Annotated in this window: 19 protein-coding genes and 1 riboswitch; all 19 genes read left to right on the plus strand. The window is 46.7% G+C overall.

Going from position 1 to position 16,829, the window contains the following annotated elements:
- On the plus strand, positions 1–900 hold the full coding sequence (prmC, locus tag ACSBOP_RS00325; protein WP_442602545.1) for a peptide chain release factor N(5)-glutamine methyltransferase: 900 nt from the start codon (positions 1–3) through the stop codon (positions 898–900).
- Between the two features lie 170 nt (positions 901–1,070).
- Entirely contained in the window at positions 1,071–1,757 is a 687-nt protein-coding gene (gene spoIIR, locus ACSBOP_RS00330; protein ID WP_442602546.1) for a stage II sporulation protein R, read from the plus strand.
- A gap of 99 nt (positions 1,758–1,856) precedes the next feature.
- The gene (locus tag ACSBOP_RS00335; protein ID WP_442602547.1) at positions 1,857–2,990 is read left to right on the plus strand and encodes an L-threonylcarbamoyladenylate synthase; all 1,134 of its coding nucleotides are present in this window, start codon (positions 1,857–1,859) and stop codon (positions 2,988–2,990) included.
- A 113-nt stretch (positions 2,991–3,103) separates the two neighbouring features.
- On the plus strand, positions 3,104–3,664 hold the full coding sequence (locus ACSBOP_RS00340; protein ID WP_442602548.1) for a manganese efflux pump MntP: 561 nt from the start codon (positions 3,104–3,106) through the stop codon (positions 3,662–3,664).
- Between the two features lie 112 nt (positions 3,665–3,776).
- A complete protein-coding gene (locus ACSBOP_RS00345) occupies positions 3,777–4,358 on the plus strand; it encodes a low molecular weight protein arginine phosphatase (RefSeq protein ID WP_442602549.1) in 582 nt (193 codons plus the stop codon).
- A 78-nt stretch (positions 4,359–4,436) separates the two neighbouring features.
- A riboswitch (ZMP/ZTP riboswitch) is annotated at positions 4,437–4,517 on the plus strand.
- 177 nt (positions 4,518–4,694) lie between these two features.
- Positions 4,695–5,147 (plus strand): ribose 5-phosphate isomerase B, encoded by a 453-nt coding sequence (gene rpiB, locus ACSBOP_RS00350; RefSeq protein WP_442602550.1) that lies wholly within the window; start codon positions 4,695–4,697, stop codon positions 5,145–5,147.
- Positions 5,148–5,195: 48 nt separating this feature from the next.
- Positions 5,196–5,801: a TIGR01440 family protein gene (locus ACSBOP_RS00355; protein WP_442602551.1), complete on the plus strand. Its 606-nt coding sequence runs from the start codon at positions 5,196–5,198 to the stop codon at positions 5,799–5,801.
- Positions 5,802–5,987: 186 nt separating this feature from the next.
- Positions 5,988–7,235, plus strand: coding sequence for a serine hydroxymethyltransferase (gene glyA, locus ACSBOP_RS00360; RefSeq protein WP_442602552.1), 1,248 nt, complete (start codon positions 5,988–5,990; stop codon positions 7,233–7,235).
- A 615-nt stretch (positions 7,236–7,850) separates the two neighbouring features.
- Positions 7,851–8,480: a uracil phosphoribosyltransferase gene (gene upp / locus ACSBOP_RS00365; RefSeq protein ID WP_442602553.1), complete on the plus strand. Its 630-nt coding sequence runs from the start codon at positions 7,851–7,853 to the stop codon at positions 8,478–8,480.
- Between the two features lie 45 nt (positions 8,481–8,525).
- The gene (wecB, locus tag ACSBOP_RS00370) at positions 8,526–9,686 is read left to right on the plus strand and encodes a non-hydrolyzing UDP-N-acetylglucosamine 2-epimerase (RefSeq protein ID WP_442602554.1); all 1,161 of its coding nucleotides are present in this window, start codon (positions 8,526–8,528) and stop codon (positions 9,684–9,686) included.
- A 193-nt stretch (positions 9,687–9,879) separates the two neighbouring features.
- The gene (locus tag ACSBOP_RS00375) at positions 9,880–10,113 is read left to right on the plus strand and encodes an AtpZ/AtpI family protein (protein WP_442602555.1); all 234 of its coding nucleotides are present in this window, start codon (positions 9,880–9,882) and stop codon (positions 10,111–10,113) included.
- On the plus strand, positions 10,106–10,477 hold the full coding sequence (locus ACSBOP_RS00380; RefSeq protein ID WP_442602556.1) for an ATP synthase subunit I: 372 nt from the start codon (positions 10,106–10,108) through the stop codon (positions 10,475–10,477). Before ACSBOP_RS00375 ends, ACSBOP_RS00380 begins: the two co-directional genes overlap by 8 nt.
- 40 nt (positions 10,478–10,517) lie before the next feature.
- Positions 10,518–11,312 carry a F0F1 ATP synthase subunit A gene (atpB, locus tag ACSBOP_RS00385; RefSeq protein ID WP_442602557.1) on the plus strand — a complete coding sequence of 265 codons (795 nt, stop codon included), beginning with the start codon at positions 10,518–10,520 and terminating at the stop codon, positions 11,310–11,312.
- Positions 11,313–11,405: 93 nt separating this feature from the next.
- Positions 11,406–11,621: a F0F1 ATP synthase subunit C gene (atpE, locus tag ACSBOP_RS00390; RefSeq protein ID WP_442604327.1), complete on the plus strand. Its 216-nt coding sequence runs from the start codon at positions 11,406–11,408 to the stop codon at positions 11,619–11,621.
- A 93-nt stretch (positions 11,622–11,714) separates the two neighbouring features.
- On the plus strand, positions 11,715–12,200 hold the full coding sequence (atpF, locus tag ACSBOP_RS00395) for a F0F1 ATP synthase subunit B (RefSeq protein WP_442602558.1): 486 nt from the start codon (positions 11,715–11,717) through the stop codon (positions 12,198–12,200).
- Complete coding sequence (locus tag ACSBOP_RS00400) at positions 12,197–12,742, plus strand: F0F1 ATP synthase subunit delta (protein ID WP_442602559.1); 546 nt, start codon at positions 12,197–12,199, stop codon at positions 12,740–12,742. Before atpF ends, ACSBOP_RS00400 begins: the two co-directional genes overlap by 4 nt.
- A gap of 16 nt (positions 12,743–12,758) precedes the next feature.
- On the plus strand, positions 12,759–14,270 hold the full coding sequence (atpA, locus tag ACSBOP_RS00405; protein ID WP_442602560.1) for a F0F1 ATP synthase subunit alpha: 1,512 nt from the start codon (positions 12,759–12,761) through the stop codon (positions 14,268–14,270).
- 154 nt (positions 14,271–14,424) lie between these two features.
- The gene (atpG, locus tag ACSBOP_RS00410) at positions 14,425–15,279 is read left to right on the plus strand and encodes an ATP synthase F1 subunit gamma (RefSeq protein WP_442602561.1); all 855 of its coding nucleotides are present in this window, start codon (positions 14,425–14,427) and stop codon (positions 15,277–15,279) included.
- A gap of 100 nt (positions 15,280–15,379) precedes the next feature.
- Positions 15,380–16,783, plus strand: coding sequence for a F0F1 ATP synthase subunit beta (gene atpD / locus ACSBOP_RS00415; RefSeq protein WP_442602562.1), 1,404 nt, complete (start codon positions 15,380–15,382; stop codon positions 16,781–16,783).
- Positions 16,784–16,829 lie beyond the last annotated feature (46 nt).

Raw genomic sequence — 16,829 nt, forward strand, 5'->3', positions numbered from 1 at the left:
ATGAAGTCACAGTTCCGCGCAAGCGCGGTGAATGCTAGTGTGAGAGAAGCCTATGTTGAGGCTTCTTCTTTTTTAGAGGCGTGCGAGGTGCAGGACGCACGAGTCGTATGTGAATTGCTGCTGCAGCATGTGCTTGGTGTCAGCCGCAGTGAGCTGCTGCTTACTTGGTCGGAACCATTTCCCGCGGCTCGCGCCACTGCGTGGCGCGAGGGAATTCAACGTAAAGCCGAAGGAGAGCCGGTACAGTATATTATCGGTGAGACTGAATTCTACGGCATTACACTAGGGGTTGGCCCGGGCGTGCTCATTCCACGCCCGGAAACCGAGCTCCTCGTGGAGCATATGATGCACGAGGGAGTGAGGGCGTTCGGGCAAGGGGTGCAGCTTACCCTTGCCGATGTTGGGACCGGGAGCGGTGCGATCCCGGTCACGATTGCGCGCCACTGCCCGGCATGGCGCGTGTATGCGAGCGATCTCTCGCCGCAGGCGCTAGCGATCGCACAGAAGAACGCCGCAGCGTGCGGCGTTCGGGAGCAGATCACCTTCTTCGAGGGTGATCTGCTGCGCCCCTTCATTGAGGGGCGCATAGAGGTGGATATGCTGATTAGCAATCCACCGTATATTCCAGCGAGGGAGATCCCCTCGCTGCAGCCAGAGGTGCGGCTGTATGAGCCGCACCTGGCACTGATCGGCGGCGAAGACGGCTTGGAGCCGTACCGCCGCTTATGTGAACAGCTGCCCGAGCTGCCGAAGCTGCCGACACTTGTCGGCTTTGAAGTCGGCATGGGGCAGGCGGAAGACGTCGCCGCCCTGCTGCGCGCCTGCGGCGACTATGAGATCCACTTCGTGAAAGACCTCGCGGGAATCGACCGTCATGTGATTGGTGTGCGAGAGAAATAGACGATATGCAAATCACATATTTAGACCCATAAAATAAGCTGCTTGAGGGTTGAACCTCGGCAGCTTTTTTAATGATTTTCGATTTATTAAAATTTTGCTAGATTCATAGTTTAGCTTCCATCCATCTTGCCCATACTAGGCTTATAGGAACTTGAGAGGGGCAAATCACGATGGAAAGCAAACATTTATCTAATCATTCTTTTAACAATTCTTCTTCATTTCGCACTTATATGATTCTGGCATTTGCACTTATATTTATGATCGTTTGTTGGGAAGGAAATAGAGGAAACACGGCGATAGCGGCGACAAGTATTCCCCAAGAATCCATTCGTCTTCGTATCTTAGCGAATTCGGATGATCCAATGGATCAATTCGTGAAGCGTGAAATACGTGATGCTGTTATTGCGCAAATAGGCGAGTGGGCAGCGGGTCCGCAGACATTGGAGCAAGCGCGCACGACAATTACATCCCATTTACCAGAATTGCAGGAGCTAGTTGGAAAAGAACTTCAAAAGCGCGGTTACGACTACAGCTATAAAGTGGAGCTTGGGCAGGTTCCTTTTCCAGCTAAAATGTATGGCGGTCAAGTGTATCCAGCAGGTGATTATGAGGCACTGCGAATCACACTCGGTAAAGGTGAAGGTCAGAACTGGTGGTGTGTATTGTTCCCACCTTTATGCTTTGTGGATGTAGTGTCAGGGGATGCGGTAGCGAGTAACAAAGAGGACAAGACCACTAAAGGCATCCAAACGAACAATTCCAAAGATGTTAAAACAGCTTCAAATGCCTCAGAGAAATCAAATGAGCGTCAATATCGGTTCTTTTTATGGGATTGGATCAACAGTTGGTTTGCGTAATGGCACTATTTTCGGTAAAATTTTGACACATCATACACAATCTATTGGATAGAGAGTACATCATGAGTCGGAAACAATTATGTAAAGGATGAGGACGCTTTGACAAAACAATGGCATATCGACCGAAGTGTGGATGACGCTGCCTCACAAGAAGCATTAAGCGCCGCAGCAGAGCTGCTGCGGGAAGGGCAGACCGTTGCTTTCCCTACGGAAACGGTATATGGATTAGGTGCAGATGCAACGAACACCGAAGCGGTGAAACAAATTTTTATAGCAAAAGGACGACCATCCGACAATCCGCTCATCGTACATATTGCAGATCGTCAGGATTTAAATAAATGGACATCCCCTGTTACGGGTCCTGTCGATCGCTTAATGAAAGCGTTCTGGCCAGGGCCTCTTACGATTATTTTCCCAGTACGGGAAGACGCAATCTCCCCGCTTGTTACAGCGGGGTTATCTACTGTCGGGGTTCGCATCCCCGACAATGACGTTGCCCGCGAGCTCATTCGCCTCTCGGGCCGCCCAATTGCAGCCCCGAGCGCGAACTCCTCGGGCAAGCCAAGCCCCACACGCGCCGAGCACGTGTTAGCCGATCTCGACGGCCGCATTGGCGGCATCGTCGAGGCAGGGTCAGCCACCGTCGGACTGGAGTCGACGGTGGTCGAGTGGGCGCAGGATGCTTTGCATATCCTGCGTCCTGGCGGCGTGACCGCCGAGCAGCTGCGCGAAGCGCTGCCCGGCGTCACGGTCATCGCCCCGGCGGGGGGCGAGTCTCGCGGCGATGCAGCAGAAGGGCGAGCTGCGGCGGACGATTCCGCCGCAGCTGCCACTGCTGCAAGCGCCGACGAGGCGCCTCGCGCGCCGGGCATGAAATACGCCCACTACGCACCGCGTGGGCGGATGATCCTCGTTGACGGCGCCGATCCGGACGCCGTCGCAGATCTGATCCGGCGCGAGCTGCGCGCCGCAGCCTCTCGGGGTGAGCGCACAGGCGTGCTCACCCGTACGGAACGGTCGGCCCTCTACGAGGAGGCCGACGTCGTCGTCGCCTGCGGCTCGCTTCGCTCGCCGCAGACGATTGCGCAGGGCCTGTTCGCAGCCCTGCGACAGTTTGACCAAGATGAGGCAACCTTCATCTTGGCGGAGAGTTGCCCCGAGCATGGCATCGGGGCCGCGATCATGAACCGCCTGCGTAAAGCGGCAGGCGGTCGTACCCTAAGCGCAGACTAAGCGCGTAAGCAACTTTTTCGAGCTTGTTCTTTTCACACCTGAGCAATCCTAGCATGATTTGTCCACTGCCCGCATATGTTGGGAGAAGACAAGGTGGACAGGGGGGCTTAGGGATGTCTAGTTTTGCGGTGGGGCAGTTTATGACGATACTCATCATGTCAATCGCCCTCGGGTTCGATGCATTTTCGCTTGGACTGGGGATGGGCATGAGAGGTGTTCGGCTGCTTCATATTGCATGGCTCTCTTTTGTGATTGGACTTTTTCATATTCTCATGCCGTTGTTCGGTATATTTATGGGGCACTATGTTTCCTCGTTACTTGGACAAGTTGCTGTCTCGATCGGTGGCATTCTCCTAGTCGTACTCGGCGGACATATGCTCTATTCTTCACTTACAAGTTCGAATGATCAGCAGCCTGTCCGTCAGCCGATGACACTATGGGGACTTGCGCTATTTGCACTGAGCGTCTCGGTGGATTCTTTTTCAGTAGGCGTATCATTAGGTATGTTCGCTTCTGACGTCATTTTAACAGTAATCATGTTCGGCCTTGTCGGTGGACTGATGTCCATAATGGGATTGATGTTGGGTAAACGAGTATCTCATATCGTTGGTGGCTATGGAGAAGCCTTAGGCGGCATTATCTTACTGGCATTCGGACTGAATTTCTTACTCTAAACGAACATTCTTATCGTCAGTCCCTCTTCAGATGATGAAGCATTTCTTCTCAAATGAGGTATAATAGAAGTATCAGATAGAAGAGTGATCTACAAAGAAAGGATGCGGTGAGATGCTTCGCATTTTATTTGTATGTACGGGTAACACATGTCGCTCACCGCTGGCAGAAGGGCTCATGCGCAAGCTTGCTCGTGACGCAGGAATGGACGTAGAGGTGCGATCTGCAGGTGTATATGCAGCAAATGGTGGGCCAATCTCAAGTAACTCCGCTCAAATCTTGCGGGAAAAAGGAGCTTCGGATGCAATTCGCTCCAGCTCGGTCACTTCGGATGTGGTGCAGTGGGCCGATCTCATTCTTACCATGACGTTTAGTCATAAGAACGCTTTGGTTCAGCATTACCCCGACTCCGTAAGTAAGACGTATACCCTCAAAGAGTATGCAATCGGGGAAGGCAGTGCATCGCATATTCAACAAGAGCGAGAGGCACTTATTGCGGAGCTAAGTCTCAAGCAAGCGCTGGGTCACGAAATAACAGAGGCAGAGAAAGAACGTTATTATGAGCTAGAACAACTTGCTCCGGGCGTTGATATCTCAGATCCTTTTGGTGGCTCGTTAGAGTTGTACCGGAAGACAGCAGCTGAGATTGAGCAAGAAATTCAGAAGCTGATTAAGCGGCTGCATCAGTCACAGTAACTGTTAAAGGATAAGGGATATCCAGAGGGCTTTCTCTTTACAGACTTCACACAATGAGCTAAAATAAGATCAATTATAAAGCCTTGATGTAACTGGCGACGAGTGGGTCCAACCACAATGGAGCATCGAGGGATACGGCCGGTCGCCTGGGCAAAGAGCATCGCTGCGTGTATATACGCATGTCGTTTGCTCTTTTTTTCATTTTGCAAGAGCATATATTGTTCAATTGTGATCCACTTCTCACCAACTGGAATGTCCTGAAAAATGGGGTATAATGAAGGCATGTTTACAGCCCCATCAGCTAATATATTGGGGCAAATAGAGGAGGCGTAACCATTGAAAATTGCGATTGGTGCAGATCACGCAGGGTATCGTTTGAAAGATGTTATCGTTCCATTGTTAGAACAGCTTGGACATGAAGTACAGGATTATGGGGTAAACGGTCCGGATTCCGTCGACTATCCTGATTTTGCTGCTGCAGTGTGCCAGAAGGTTGTCGCAGGTGAAGTGAATCGTGGTATTCTGATTTGCGGAACAGGAATAGGCATGTCGATTGCGGCTAATAAATTCCCGGGTGTTCGCTGTGCATTGGTGCAGGACTTATTCTCGGCCAAAGCAACTCGTGAGCATAATGATTCAAACGTGCTAGCAATGGGCGAGCGCGTTGTTGGACCAGGAGTGGCTGAGGAAATCGTGAAAGTATGGCTGGAGACTGAGTTTTCAGAAGGTCCTCGTCATTGTGCACGTATCGGAAAATTGACTGCACTTGAATCACGTTTACAATCCTAGTGATTGCATAACGTGGAGCAGATGGAGATGCAAAAGGGGGCAGGAAGTATGCAAAAAGAAGTTGTAGGAACGATCGGCGAAGCCGTTCAGCAAAATTTAAGGGAGCTTGTAACCGCAGGTAATCTGAAGGCTGGGCAGCTCGTCGTGATTGGTTGCTCGACGTCGGAAGTACTTGGTGCACATATTGGTACTTCAGGTACGCTTGAAGTGGCACAGGAATTGTTCCAAGGTGTAGATCAAGTATGCCGTGAATTCGGATTGCTTCCTGCATTCCAATGCTGTGAGCACCTGAATCGGGCTTTAGTCGTAAGTGGTGAAGCAGCGGAGCGCTATGGACTTGAACCTGTGAGCGTGATTCCAATGCCACGGGCAGGCGGCTCCATGGCAGCTTATGCTTACCGTCATTTGCCTGATGCTGTTGTGGTTGAGCAAATCCGCGCACATGCAGGAATTGATATCGGTTCTACATTGATCGGTATGCACTTAAGACCTGTTGCGGTGCCTGTTCGTCCATCGATTCCATTTATCGGCAGCGCATACGTCACAATGGCCTATTTTCGTCCTAAGCTGATTGGTGGCGTACGTGCGGTTTATACCGTGGATGAACCTCAAGCTCAGCCGACAAGTAATAACGAAGTAACCGATTGTAAATAAAAATAAATGTTCAAAAAGTCAGGCGAAGGAGAAATGATGTGTTGGAGAAGCGAAGCGCTCGCCTTTGAAATCGTGAATATACCCCATCATCCATTCAAATTTCACGATTTCAACAGCGATCGGAAACACAATATTTCTCCGCAGTACCTAGACTTTTTGAACCCAACCGTATAGGAGGAATCATCCATGGAATTTTTAAAAAAGCAAGATCCTAAACTTGTAGAAGCGATTAACCTCGAACTCGGTCGTCAACGCGACAAAATTGAATTGATTGCTTCCGAGAACTTTGTATCCCGTGCCGTAATGGAAGCAGCAGGAACTGTACTTACAAACAAATATGCAGAGGGCTACCCGGGTCGTAGATACTATGGCGGTTGTGAATATGTCGACATCGTAGAAGATATCGCACGTGATCGCGCGAAAGAATTGTTCGGTGCTGAGCATGCAAACGTACAACCGCACTCTGGCGCGCAAGCGAACATGGCGGTGTATCTTGCTGCACTAAATCCTGGTGATACCGTTCTAGGGATGAACCTTGCTCACGGCGGGCATTTAACACACGGCAGTCCAGTTAATGCATCCGGTATTCTATATAACTTCGTCGCTTACGGAGTTAAAGAAACAGATTCCCAAATCGATTATGAAGATGTACGCAAAGCCGCGTTCAAACATAAGCCTCGCATGATCGTAGCGGGTGCAAGTGCATACCCACGTGTGATCGATTTTGAAAAATTAGCAGCGATCGCAAACGATGTAGGTGCATTGTTCATGGTAGACATGGCGCATATTGCAGGTCTAGTTGCAGCTGGTTTGCATCCGAGCCCAGTGCCACACGCACACTTCGTAACGACAACCACACACAAAACGCTTCGCGGACCTCGTGGTGGACTTATTCTTTGCCGTAAGTCTTGGGCTGCAGCGATTGATAAAGCCGTATTCCCAGGTTCCCAAGGTGGGCCTTTGATGCATGTCATTGCAGCAAAAGCTGTTGCGCTCGGCGAAGCTTTGCAACCGGAATTCAAGACATACGCGAAGAATGTAATCGACAATGCTGCAGTATTAGCGGAAAGCTTGACTGCAGAAGGTATCAATCTTGTATCGGGCGGTACTGACAACCACTTGCTATTAATTGACCTGCAAAGCTTGAACCTAACAGGTAAAGTGGCAGAGCATTTATTAGATGAAGTCGGTGTAACTTGCAACAAGAACGCGATCCCGTTTGATCCGACTTCTCCGTTCGTAACAAGTGGTATTCGAATTGGTACACCTGCGGTGACTTCACGAGGTATGGGAACAGAGGCGATGAAGAAGATCGCGCAAATTATTGCTCTTACTTTGAAAAACCCTGAAGATCAAGCGATTCATGAGCAAGTACGCGGTATGGTAAAAGATTTGACCGCACAATACCCAATGTATGAAGGATTATCCTACTAATAGAAATACACAAGGCTTCCTCTCGATCAGAGAGGGAGTTTTTTTGTAATAATAGTTTGAATAGAATCAATTTTATGTGATATTTTTCACAGAACTAAAAAGGAGATGATGTTATTTTATAGTAGTAAAGCAACTCGAGGTTACATTTTAGACTAACAACTAGAGAAGACGAAGCATCTCCCGATCATCCAAGAAACGCTAACTTAGTAGGAGAATGAGCCTAGTCAGTAACATCGAGAGCGCGGACAGCATATGAGCGAACAAGCACAATGCTTAACGAACAACGTTGCATCCAAAGTAGGAAGCTGCTACCCTAAGCCATCACACGATAACCCCTCAAGAATTAGGGCGCTTATGCTACCTCGGGTTGTTTTTACGATTTATTTCCCTATCATTTGAATATCACATACACTAAGCCCAGCGACATGAGCCGTGGGCTTTTTGACGATTGCCAAACTTAGAATTTTTAATGATTGCTAAATAGGACGGATAGGTGCTGAGCTTACCGTTTTTTCTTGTATCTGCCATTGTAGTTTTGGGTAGGATAAGGATGAAACCGTATGGTATAATAGAACGGATTTTCGATGGATTTAGAATTATTTAGGAGGATTAAGAATGGGAAAAGTGTATGTGTGTGATCATCCGCTCATTCAGCATAAGCTGACGTTCATCCGAGATGAGCGAACGAATACAAAGGATTTTCGCGATCTTGTAGATGAAGTAGCAACACTAATGGCTTACGAGATTACGCGTAATCTGCCACTAACGCAAATTAAAGTGAAAACGCCTGTTACAGAAGCCGTATGCTCCACGATTTCGGGGAGAATGTTAGGGCTAATTCCTATTTTACGTGCAGGATTAGGGATGGTAGAGGGTGTTCTTAATCTCATCCCAGGAGCAAAAGTCGGTCATATTGGCTTATACCGCGACCCGGAGACACTTCAACCCGTAGAATACTATGTGAAACTTCCTACTGATGTTCAAGAACGTCAATTGATCGTCATCGATCCGATGCTGGCAACAGGCGGTTCAGCGATCGCTGCAATTACAGCACTGAAGAATCGGAACTGCACACAAATCAAGCTGATGTGTCTTATTGCTGCACCTGAAGGTGTTCGAGCGATACAAGAGGCGCACCCTGATATCGATATTTATGTGGCAGCTGTTGATGATTACCTCAATGATCACGGTTATATTGTACCGGGACTTGGGGATGCTGGAGATCGATTGTTCGGAACGAAGTAGAAGTCACAGGTTATTAATAGGGAGATAGAGAAGGGGGCTTATGGCTTGAAACGTTTAAAAGTCATTACGATTTTTGGTACCAGACCGGAAGCAATTAAAATGGCACCTCTAGTGCTTGAATTGCAAAAGCATGAGGACAAGATCGAATCGCTTGTCTGCGTAACCGCTCAGCACCGTGAGATGCTGGATCAAGTTCTGGAAATTTTCAACATTACGCCAGACTTTGACCTGAATGTGATGAAGGACCGTCAGACATTGAATGAGCTAACGATTCGTGTACTTCAAGGTCTTGAGCCTGTGTTCTGCGAAACAAAGCCAGACTTGATTCTCGTACATGGAGATACGTTGACGACGTTCCTAGCAAGCTATGCGGCATTTATGCAGCAGATTGCAGTAGGACACGTAGAAGCAGGTCTTCGGACATGGAACAAGATGTCTCCATTCCCAGAAGAGATGAACCGTCAATTGACTGGTGTGCTAGCTGATCTTCATTTTGCACCAACGGATTGGTCAGCAGACAATTTGCGAAAAGAGAATAAATCGGAGAATACGATCTATATAACGGGTAATACCGTCACAGATGTGTTCCAATATACGTTAAAAGAAGACTTTACGCATCCTGTACTGGATTGGGCAGAGGGTAAGAAGCTGATTTTGATGACAGCGCACCGTCGTGAGTCGCAAGGTGAGCCGCATCGTCGTATTTTTGAAGCAGTAAGACGCTTAGCCGACGAATTTGAAGATATTGCGATCGTTTATCCCGTTCATTTAAGCCCGGCAGTAAGGGAGCCTGCTCATGCGATGCTAGGTAATCACCCTCGCATTAAGCTCATTGAGCCGCTAGATGCGCAAGAAGTCCATAATATATATCCGCATGCGTACATGATCCTCACGGATTCTGGTGGCATACAAGAAGAAGCACCATCGTTCGGCGTGCCGGTACTTGTGCTTCGTGATACAACGGAACGTCCAGAAGGAATTGCTGCGGGCACACTGAAGCTTGTGGGTTCTGATTCGGAGCTGATCTATAAGGAAGCTTGTGAATTATTAACGAATCCAGCAGCCTATGAGAAGATGAGCAAGTCTGCAAATCCTTATGGAGATGGCCATGCAAGTGAGCGTATTGTCCAGGGTATTTTGAACCACTTTGGCTTACAATCCGATCGTCCTGCACCTTTTCAGCCCAATAATTTGAACATATTATGACAAAGTTTTCGGACAAGTATTCTAGGCAGTATTAGTAAAGTGCCAAAAACGCTGATCTAGAGCGGGTTTCCGGCGTTTTTCTCAAAAAGTAAGCGATTTAATATCAATTGACAATGCGAAGTTGCGTTAGATAAAATGAATGTGGGCTAATGTGATGTATGTCACACAATATGTGTTTAGGAGCGTGAATGAGATGAAATCACCTCATTCCGATAGTAATCCGTGGAAGGCCGTTGGGATGGTCAGTGCCCTTGGGATCGATTTGGTCGCATGTATGGGTGCAGGCTATTGGCTTGGCAGTTTGATGAGTCAATCTGCTGGCGGTCAGCCGATATGGATTGTGCTTGGAGTCGTTCTGGGTCTCATAGTCGGAATTGTGAGCATCATCATCATACTTCGCAAGGTTACAGGAGGCTCTAATGGATGAATTCCACGCTCATCTTTGGCGCGTCCAGAGATACACGCTCTTTTTCTTGTCAGCATGCTTTTTAGGCTGGGCGCTGTTTCCTGATTATCGCCCGTATGTAGCTGGAGTCATACTTGGTACAGTCGTATCACTGATTAACGCGCGATACATGGCTTGGAAAATTGGTCAGGTATCCTCCGTCGTACTAGATGGCGTAAGGAAACGAATTAATCTTGGGTTTATGACAAGGGCTGCTTTAGCACTCTTGGCTATCATGATTGCGATTAAATCACCTCATGTTGATATTGTAAGTACTATGGTTAGTTTAATTTTCGTGCAATTCTTATCGCTTTTATTGGGTTTTATTCAATCTAGGCGCAAGTGAGTGATTTACAAACCTCCACGGAAAGGGGTGAAAACAACTAATGCATGAATCACCGATATTGAATATCAATGGGTTTCACTTGGACATTTCCGTCATCGTACCTATGATCGTTACCATGATTATTATACTTGTGATAGCTAGGATTGCTGTTCGCAACTTATCTGTCGATAAACCAAGTAGAATGCAAAATTTCATGGAATGGGTCATTGAATTCGTTCAAGGAATTATTGGAAGCGCAATGGATATGAAGAAAGGAAAGGCCTTCTTATCTTTAGGAGTTGCTTTGATTTTATTCATCTTCGTAAGTAATATGCTAGGATTGCCACTAACGCTCGTAACTGAAGCACATGGTCCTGTATCGTTATTCGGTTATGACATCATTTCCCCTGAAAAGTATGAAACGATGCACGCAGCTGGCAAGCATATTGCAATCGCATGGTGGAAATCACCAACTGCAGATGCGTTCTTCTCGATGGGTCTTGCTTTGATGGTAATCGTAATGGTTCACTATCTAGGTCTTACACGTAATACCAAAGCGTATGTGAAGCACTATTTCCAACCTTACTGGTTCTTCTTACCGATTAATATTATCGAGCAGTTCTCCAAGCTTTTAACGCTTGGTATGCGTCTATTCGGTAACATTTTCGCCGGGGAAGTCCTAATCGCTACGATTATTATGGCAGGCTATGCAGGTATCGTACCGATGGTCGTATGGCAGGCTTTCAGTATTTTCGTAGGCGCAATTCAAGCTTTCGTATTCGTGATGTTGACGATGGTTTATATCGGCCAGATCTTAGAATCGCACGATGATCACGACGAAGCACACGCACATTAATGTATTGAAGCTTTTCCCGAATGTCAGCGGCGCTAGGGTGAGTATAAAAAAATTAATTTCATGTATTTAAGGGAGGAAGTTATAACGATGGATATGAATATGATCGCAGCAGCAATCGCAATTGGTTTGTCCGCACTAGGAGCAGGTATTGGTAACGGTTTGATCGTAAGTAAAACAGTTGAGGGTATTTCTCGTCAACCTGAGCTTAAAGGTGCTCTTCAAACTACAATGTTTATCGGGGTAGGTCTAGTAGAGGCGATTCCAATTATTTCCGTAGTATTCGCATTGTTGTTCTATTTCGTGAAGTAATTTATTGAAGGTTTGGCGGGGAAGGCCTAAGCCATCCGCGCCTTCATTTTGTGAATTTTGAAAGTAGATACCCCTCAGAAGGGAGTGACTCGAATGAGTTTTACATGGGAAAATTCAATAATTGCCATCTTGGCATTCGGAATATTATATTTTCTGTTACATCGTTACGCACTCGCTCCACTTATGGGTGTGATGGAACAACGTCGTACGTTAGTTGCCGATCAATTGGCTAATGCAGACCAAAATCGTAAAGATGCTGAGACTTTGATCAATGATCAAAGACAAGCTCTTCAAGCAGCGAAGAAAGAAGCTTATGACATTATCGAGCAATCGAAATTGACAGCTTCTCGTCAAGCAGAAGACATTATTGCTCAAGCGAAAGCGGAGACTGCACGTTTGAAAGAAGAAGCGGTTCGTGATATCGAACGTGAGAAAAGTAAGGCAATCGCTGCACTGCGTTCAGAAGTTGGTTCAATGTCCGTGGCAATCGCTGCGAAAATCATTGAAAAACAAGTGGATGCTGAAGCTCAGCAAAATCTTGTTAACCAATACCTGAGTGAGGTAGGGGGAGTTCAATGAGTGACATCGTGGTAGCAAAACGATACGCGCGCGCACTGTTTGAAGTCGCCAAAGATAAAGGCATTATTGCTCAAGTTCAAGATGAACTCGAAGCAGTTGTTGAATCTTTTCAGCAAAACAAAGAATTTATGCAAATTCTATCGCAGCCAAATATTGATGTTACGAAGAAAACAGCTCTATTAGCAGCTGTTTTTGAAGGAAAAGTATCTGAAGTGGTACTAAACACATTACAACTTTTGGTGACAAGAGGAAGAGAAGAAATTCTTAACTCCATGCTTGTGGACTATGTAAAAATCGCAAATGATGCGCTTGGACGTGCGAATGCAACTGTCTACACACCATTTGTAATTACAGCAGCGCAAGAGCAAGAAATTGCAGATCAATTTAGCAGAATCACGGGTAAAACCGTTCATGTACAATCTGTGATTAAACCGGAACTGCTCGGCGGTATTCAGGTGCGAATTGGCGATCGTCTATATGATGGCAGCCTTTCTGGCAAGCTGAATCGATTACAGAAATCATTGAAGTCTCAAGCATTGTAGATAGGGGTGAGGTTCGTTGAGTATCAGACCTGATGAAATCAGCACGCTGATTAAACAGCAAATTGAAAACTACAAGTCTGACCTGCAAGTCGTAGACGTAGGTACCGTAATTCAAGTGGGTGACGGTATTGCTCGCGCACACGGTCTAGAGAACGTGATGTCTGGAGAGCTTCTTGAGTTCTCCAACGGCGTAGTAGGGATGGCGCTTAACTTAGAAGAAAATAACGTCGGTATCGTAATTATGGGACCTTACACGGATATCCGTGAAGGCGACCAAGTTAGACGTACTGGCAAGATCATGCAAGTTCCTGTAGGTGAAGAGCTTTTAGGTCGTGTTGTAAATCCACTTGGACAACCGCTTGACGGTAAAGGTCCAATCGAGACGACACAAACACGTCCAATTGAATCACCAGCACCAGGCGTTATGGCGCGTAAATCCGTACATGAGCCGATGCAAACAGGTATCAAAGCGATTGACTCCATGGTACCAATCGGTCGTGGACAACGTGAGCTTATCATTGGTGACCGCCAAACAGGTAAAACGGCGATCGCAATCGATACGATCATCAACCAAAAAGGTAACGGCGTAAAATGTATTTATGTCGCTATCGGACAAAAACAATCCACTGTTGTTAACGTAGTTGAAACATTGCGCCGTCACGGTGCATTGGATTACACAATCGTTGTTACAGCAAGTGCTTCGGAGCCTGCTCCGTTGTTGTTCTTGTCTCCATATGCAGGTGTTGCGATGGCTGAGTACTTCATGTACAAAGGCGAGCACGTTCTAATCATCTATGATGATTTGACGAAGCAAGCTTCTGCTTATCGTGAGCTTTCCTTGTTGCTTCGTCGTCCACCAGGTCGTGAAGCTTACCCAGGGGATGTGTTCTACTTGCACTCCCGTTTGCTAGAGCGTGCAGCGAAGCTAAATGATGATCTAGGTGGCGGTTCCATTACGGCGCTTCCATTTATTGAAACACAAGCTTCCGACGTATCTGCTTACATTCCAACGAACGTAATTTCGATTACGGACGGACAAATCTTCCTAGAATCCGACCTCTTTTACTCCGGTCAGCGTCCAGCGGTTAACGTTGGTATCTCTGTATCGCGTGTAGGGGGATCTGCTCAAATCAAAGCGATGAAGAAAGTTGCGGGTTCCCTACGTTTGGACCTTGCGAACTATCGTTCACTTGCTGCGTTTGCTCAGTTCGGTTCTGACTTGGATAAATCCACGCAAGCTCAATTGAACCGTGGTGTGCGTATGCTTGAGATCTTGAAGCAAGGCGTTAACGAGCCAATGCCAGTTGAGAAGCAAGTCGTGAGCTTATATACAGTTGTAAAAGGTCACCTTGATGTTCTTCCAGTACACGATATTCGTCGTTTCGAAGCTGATTTCTTATCCTTCGTGGAAAGCAATCACCCAGAAATCTTGACGTCCATCCGTGAAACAAAAGACATTACGGCTGAGAACGAAGAAGCATTGAAAGCTACAATTGCTAACTTCTTGAAAACTTTTGCAACAACCTAGACCATAACGGGCTTGCTTTCTAGCAAGCCGAATTCTTATAGTAAATTAGTTTTCTTAAGGGAAAACACTACGAGTTAGTTTTCCCCTTAAGAAGACTAACCTTATGCTTACGAAGTCAGTTTTCCCTACGGGAAAACTTTGAGGTGGTGAAACGATGGCCAAGGGAATGCGCGATATTAAACGTCAAATCAAGAGCATTCAAAATACGAAGCAGATTACCAAAGCGATGGAAATGGTTGCCGCATCCAAACTGAGAAAAGCGACGGAAAGCGCACAAGCTGCACGTCCTTATGCAGATAAGATGAAAGAGGTAGTTGCCAGCATTGCTGCAGGATCTGTTGGGATTAAGCACCCGATGTTAGAACAACGCGAGATCAAGAAGACGGGTTACCTCGTTATTACTTCGGATCGTGGTCTAGCAGGTGGATATAATGCCAACATCCTTCGTATGGTGATGACAACAATTCGCACGAGACATCAGTCCACGGATGAGTATGCAGTGTTCGTAATCGGTCGTAAAGGTCGCGACTTCTTCCGTAAGCGGGGAATCCCGGTTGTAGAAGAGGTTACTGGCTTACCAGATGTAGTAAGTTTCGCCGAAGTCAAGAAATTGGCTGCGAAAGCAGTTCAATATTTTGAAGACGGATCGTATGACGAACTGTACTTGGTATATAACCAGTTCAACAACGCGATTTCACAGACGCCGGTTGAGAAGCGTTTGCTTCCACTGGATGAAGTGAAACACGATGGACCAGTTACGGCTTACGAATATGAGCCATCCGCAGAAGGCGTTTTGGAAGTTCTGCTTCCAAAGTATGCTGAAACATTGATTTATAGCGCAGTATTGGAGAGTAAAGCGAGCGAATTCGGCGCGAAGATGACTGCAATGGGCAGTGCGACGAAGAATGCGACAGGCATGATTTCCTCATTGACGCTTATTTATAACCGTGCACGTCAGGCAGCAATTACGCAAGAGATTTCGGAAATTGTTGCAGGTGCAAACGCATAGGACGATGCTCGCATAACTAGAATCTTTCATCGGAATCTAGCCTGCGATGCTCGTCATTTATTGAACGGGAAACCGTTGTATGTGACTAGGAGGGAAACAAATGAATAAAGGACGCATTGTTGCCATTATGGGTCCGGTTGTCGACATCGAATTCGAACGTGGTCACCTTCCGGAAATTCTTAATGCGATCAAAATTGAACGTAAAGCACAAAGCGCGAACGAAGTAGACATCGACTTAACAGTTGAAGCTGCTTTGCAACAGGGCGATAACATCGTTCGTTGTATCGCGATGTCCACAACGGACGGCCTTGTTCGTGGTATGGAAGCAATCGATACAGGCACGCCAATCTCTGTACCAGTAGGTCCAGCAACACTTGGCCGCGTGTTTAACGTATTGGGTAACCCAATCGACGATCAAGAAATTGACCGTACGTTAGTAAACCCTATTCACCGTCCAGCTCCTGTATTTGAAGAATTGTCCACAACTGCGGAAATTCTTGAAACAGGAATTAAAGTAATTGACTTGCTTGCTCCTTACGCTAAGGGTGGTAAGATCGGTTTGTTCGGTGGTGCGGGTGTAGGTAAAACCGTTACAATTCAAGAGTTAATCAATAACATTGCGCAAGAGCACGGCGGTATCTCCGTATTTGCTGGTGTAGGCGAAAGAACTCGTGAAGGTAACGACTTGTACCATGAGATGAAAGATTCCGGCGTTATTAACAAGACAGCAATGGTGTTCGGTCAAATGAACGAGCCACCAGGCGCACGTCTTCGTGTAGCATTATCCGGTCTTACAATGGCTGAATACTTCCGTGATGAAGAAAATAAAGACGTATTGCTCTTTATCGACAACATCTTCCGCTTTACTCAAGCAGGTTCTGAGGTATCCGCATTGCTAGGTCGTATGCCTTCCGCGGTAGGTTACCAACCAACTTTGGCTACAGAAATGGGTCAATTGCAAGAGCGTATTACATCCACGAAAAAAGGTTCCGTAACATCGATTCAAGCGATTTACGTTCCTGCGGATGACTATACGGATCCAGCTCCAGCTACAGCGTTTGCTCACTTGGATGCAACGACTAACTTGGAGCGTCGTATTTCCGAGATGGGTATCTTCCCAGCGGTAGATCCACTTGCTTCTTCTTCCCGTATCCTAACTCCAGAAGTTGTCGGCGAAGAGCACTATCAAGTTGCTCAAGGCGTGAAGCAAATTCTTCAACGTTACAAAGAGCTTCAAGATATTATCGCGATCTTGGGTATGGATGAGTTGTCTGATGAAGACAAGCTCGTTGTACAACGTGCGCGTAAGATTCAGAACTTCTTGTCTCAACCATTCCATGTTGCTGAACCGTTTACTGGTAAGAAAGGTAAATACGTTCCAATTAAGGAAACAGTTCGCAGCTTTAAAGAAGTACTTGAAGGTAAGCATGATGACTTGCCAGAGGGTGCATTCATGTACGTAGGTACAATTGAAGAAGCGATCGAAAGAGCGAAAAGCATGTAATTTCGTTTTTTAAAATAAAGCCTGTAAGTTCACCCTTTCCTGCAGT

The sequence above is a fragment of the Paenibacillus sp. KN14-4R genome, from assembly GCF_052180255.1.
Lineage (GTDB): Bacteria > Bacillota > Bacilli > Paenibacillales > NBRC-103111 > Paenibacillus_AM.

Bases quoted from the DNA above. Each gene is read 5' to 3' on its own strand.
- prmC (WP_442602545.1), top strand. From the start codon at position 1: ATGAAGTCACAGTTCCGCGCAAGCGCGGTGAATGCTAGTGTGAGAGAA.
- spoIIR (WP_442602546.1), top strand. From the start codon at position 1,071: ATGGAAAGCAAACATTTATCTAATCATTCTTTTAACAATTCTTCTTCA.
- ACSBOP_RS00340 (WP_442602548.1), top strand. From the start codon at position 3,104: ATGTCTAGTTTTGCGGTGGGGCAGTTTATGACGATACTCATCATGTCA.
- ACSBOP_RS00345 (WP_442602549.1), top strand. From the start codon at position 3,777: ATGCTTCGCATTTTATTTGTATGTACGGGTAACACATGTCGCTCACCG.
- ACSBOP_RS00355 (WP_442602551.1), top strand. From the start codon at position 5,196: ATGCAAAAAGAAGTTGTAGGAACGATCGGCGAAGCCGTTCAGCAAAAT.
- glyA (WP_442602552.1), top strand. From the start codon at position 5,988: ATGGAATTTTTAAAAAAGCAAGATCCTAAACTTGTAGAAGCGATTAAC.
- upp (WP_442602553.1), top strand. From the start codon at position 7,851: ATGGGAAAAGTGTATGTGTGTGATCATCCGCTCATTCAGCATAAGCTG.
- ACSBOP_RS00375 (WP_442602555.1), top strand. From the start codon at position 9,880: ATGAAATCACCTCATTCCGATAGTAATCCGTGGAAGGCCGTTGGGATG.
- ACSBOP_RS00380 (WP_442602556.1), top strand. From the start codon at position 10,106: ATGGATGAATTCCACGCTCATCTTTGGCGCGTCCAGAGATACACGCTC.
- atpB (WP_442602557.1), top strand. From the start codon at position 10,518: ATGCATGAATCACCGATATTGAATATCAATGGGTTTCACTTGGACATT.
- atpE (WP_442604327.1), top strand. From the start codon at position 11,406: ATGAATATGATCGCAGCAGCAATCGCAATTGGTTTGTCCGCACTAGGA.
- atpF (WP_442602558.1), top strand. From the start codon at position 11,715: ATGAGTTTTACATGGGAAAATTCAATAATTGCCATCTTGGCATTCGGA.
- ACSBOP_RS00400 (WP_442602559.1), top strand. From the start codon at position 12,197: ATGAGTGACATCGTGGTAGCAAAACGATACGCGCGCGCACTGTTTGAA.
- atpG (WP_442602561.1), top strand. From the start codon at position 14,425: ATGGCCAAGGGAATGCGCGATATTAAACGTCAAATCAAGAGCATTCAA.
- atpD (WP_442602562.1), top strand. From the start codon at position 15,380: ATGAATAAAGGACGCATTGTTGCCATTATGGGTCCGGTTGTCGACATC.